The 2,450-nt window shown below is 64.3% G+C and carries 4 protein-coding genes and 1 pseudogene; 1 reads left to right on the top strand and 4 read right to left on the bottom strand.

What is annotated here, in order from left to right; all coding sequences use genetic code 11:
* A pseudogene (locus PF446_RS07035) lies at positions 1-189 on the top strand (protoheme IX farnesyltransferase); the annotation flags it as partial.
* A gap of 105 nt (positions 190-294) precedes the next feature.
* Here the strand turns inward: PF446_RS07035 and PF446_RS07030 are convergent.
* From PF446_RS07030 to PF446_RS07015, 4 genes are all read right to left on the bottom strand, one after another.
* The gene (locus tag PF446_RS07030) at positions 295-531 is read right to left on the bottom strand and encodes a hypothetical protein (RefSeq protein ID WP_298070582.1); all 237 of its coding nucleotides are present in this window, start codon (positions 529-531) and stop codon (positions 295-297) included.
* 124 nt (positions 532-655) lie between these two features.
* Positions 656-1,834 (bottom strand): NAD(P)/FAD-dependent oxidoreductase, encoded by a 1,179-nt coding sequence (locus PF446_RS07025; protein ID WP_298070581.1) that lies wholly within the window; start codon positions 1,832-1,834, stop codon positions 656-658.
* Entirely contained in the window at positions 1,831-2,175 is a 345-nt protein-coding gene (locus tag PF446_RS07020; RefSeq protein WP_298070580.1) for a hypothetical protein, read from the bottom strand. The genes PF446_RS07025 and PF446_RS07020 overlap by 4 nt, the downstream gene beginning before the upstream one ends.
* Positions 2,175-2,450, bottom strand: a 276-nt coding sequence (locus PF446_RS07015) for a GTP cyclohydrolase I (protein ID WP_298070578.1), incomplete at its 5' end; no start/stop codon positions are given. The genes PF446_RS07015 and PF446_RS07020, both read right to left, overlap by 1 nt.

The raw sequence follows: 2,450 nt of genomic DNA, 5'->3' as shown, positions 1-2,450 counted from the left end.
GTGGTGCTCGGCGCCGGCTTTCTCTATTACGCCGTGCGCCTGATGAACCCGCCGGACGAAATGTACGCCATGAAGGTGTTTCGCTATTCGATCACCTACCTGATGGCGCTGTTCGCCTTCCTGCTGCTCGATCACTGGCTGGTCGACCCGATGGTGCAACTGGGCACTTCGACCTTGCCGCTCGGTTGAACGAGACCCTCTTCGGGTCCCTTTTGCCACAAGGCACAACGTAGCTAGCCTTGATTCGAAGCCGTTCCGGAGGTATCGCCTGCGGTCTCCATGCTTGGCCCGTGGTCACCCGATCAGGAAGTGGGGAAGATCATGAAGCGATGGATCATGTTCTGCGCTGTTGGCCTGCTGATGCCGGTCACGGCGCTGGCGCAGTACGTCGTGCGCACTTGACCGCGCGGAGGCGTCTCGGGTCTGTTGGCGCAGCACGCCAGTGAGCATCTGCTCACGCGCCTGTTTCGCAATTTCGCGTCCGCGTGCGTTCCACGCCGAACGAGGGCCGATTGCGGCTGTGACGGTCATCGCCGGAATCGATTTTCACATGGGTCGCCGTCTGCGTGTCCGCTTCGCGTGCGGAGGGTCGCGCCAGGTTTGTCATGCAGATGATCGAGACCGGCAAGGGCGGAGTGGTCGGCTCCTGATCCGCTCATGCAGCCGTTCCGGCGGCATGGCCGGAGGCCCACGCCCACTGGAAGTTGTAGCCGCCCAGCCAGCCGGTGACATCAACGACTTCGCCGATGAAGTACAGGCCGGGGACGTGTTTCGACTCCATGGTCTTGGAGGACAGGTGTTTGGTATCCACGCCGCCCAGGGTGACCTCGGCGGTGCGGTAGCCCTCGCTGCCGCTGGCGGTAATGGGCCAGGCGTTCAGGTGCTGGCCGATGCGAACCAGATCGGGCGCGTTGTACTGGCGCAGCGGACGGTTGCCGAGGTCGATATCGCACAGGCGCTGGGCCAGGCGCTTGGGCACGAGTTCGGACAGTGCGGTTTTCAATTCGCGATCCGGGTGCGTGTGGCGCTGCGTGTGCAGCCAGTCCTCCAGCGCGGTGCCTGGAGCAAAGTCGATTCGCACGGACTCGCCCGGTTGCCAATACGAGGAAATCTGCAGGATCGCGGGCCCGCTGATGCCACGGTGCGTGAACAGCATGCCGGCGCGGAAGGCCATGTTGTCGCTAGCGGCTTCGACTTCGGCTACAGCCACGCCCGAAAGGTCGCTGTAGCGTTCCAGGTGCTTCCCGCTCAGGGTCAAGGGCACCAGGCCCGCACGCGTGGGCAGCACCTTGTGGCCGAACTGTCTGGCCAGGTCGTAGCCGAACCCGCTGGCTCCCATGCTGGGTATCGAGAGTCCACCGCTGGCCACCACCAGCGAAGTGCAGTTCATGGGCCCGAACGTGGTCTGCAGCGCGAAGTGATCGGCGGCCCTTCGCACGGACTCGATGTGGCAGCCGGTGACCACGTCCACGCCCGCTGCCGCGCATTCGTCCAGCAGCATGCGCACGATCAGCTTGGAGGAAATGTCACAGAACAGCTGACCGCGTTCCTTTTCGTGCCAGGCGATGCCGTGCTTTTCGACCAGGGCAATGAAATCAGCCGGCGTATAGCGGGCCAGGGCCGACTTGGCGAAGTGCGGATTGTCCGAGAGGTAGTTCTCCGGGGTCACGCCTAGGTTGGTGAAATTGCAGCGTCCGCCGCCGGACATCAGGATCTTCTTGCCCACGCGGTTGGCGTGGTCCAGGACCTGCACGTGACGCCCTCGCCGTGCGGCGACGATGGCGCACATCAGGCCCGCCGCGCCGCCACCGATGACAATGACGTCGGGATTCATCGCGGTGGAGCGGCGAGTTCGCGCGCGTCCAGAAAACCGTCGTGGTTGGTGTCCTGACGATGGAACACAACCGCCAGATTGTGGAGGTACTGGCGCTGCGTGATGCGGCCGTGGCGGCGCGGGCCGGGCGGCTGTTCGTTGCGTTCGATAATCCCGTCGTGATTGCGGTCCATGGCGCGGAAGCCGCGCATCATGTGGGCCTGGTATTCGACCAGGCTCACGCGTCCGTCGTGATTGGTGTCGAACATGCGCAGGTAGATCGATGGCGTCGAGGGGGGCGTGGCGCGCACGGACGGTGCCAGCATCAAGCCCAGTGCCAGCAGCGCCAGCGCACCGCGCATCAGCGACCGTCGATGTCGATGAAGCGCAGGAACTCGGCGCGCGTGCGCGCATCCTTGCGGAAGGTCCCCAGCATCTGGCTGGTGACCATGGACACGCCGCGCTTGTGCACGCCGCGCGTGGTCATGCATTCATGCTGCGCATCGATCACAACGGCGACGCCGCGCGGTTGCAGGGTCTCGCATATGCAGTTGGCGATCTGTGCGGTCAGCTTTTCCTGGACCTGGAAACGGCGTGCAAAGCTGTCCACGACACGCGCCAGCTTGCTGATGCCGAC

The organism is Oleiagrimonas sp. (genome assembly GCF_027858935.1).
Classification (GTDB): Bacteria; Pseudomonadota; Gammaproteobacteria; order Xanthomonadales; family Rhodanobacteraceae; genus Oleiagrimonas.
Note: the sequence above shows the minus strand (reverse complement) of the source record. Positions and strands in the feature narration are given on the sequence as shown.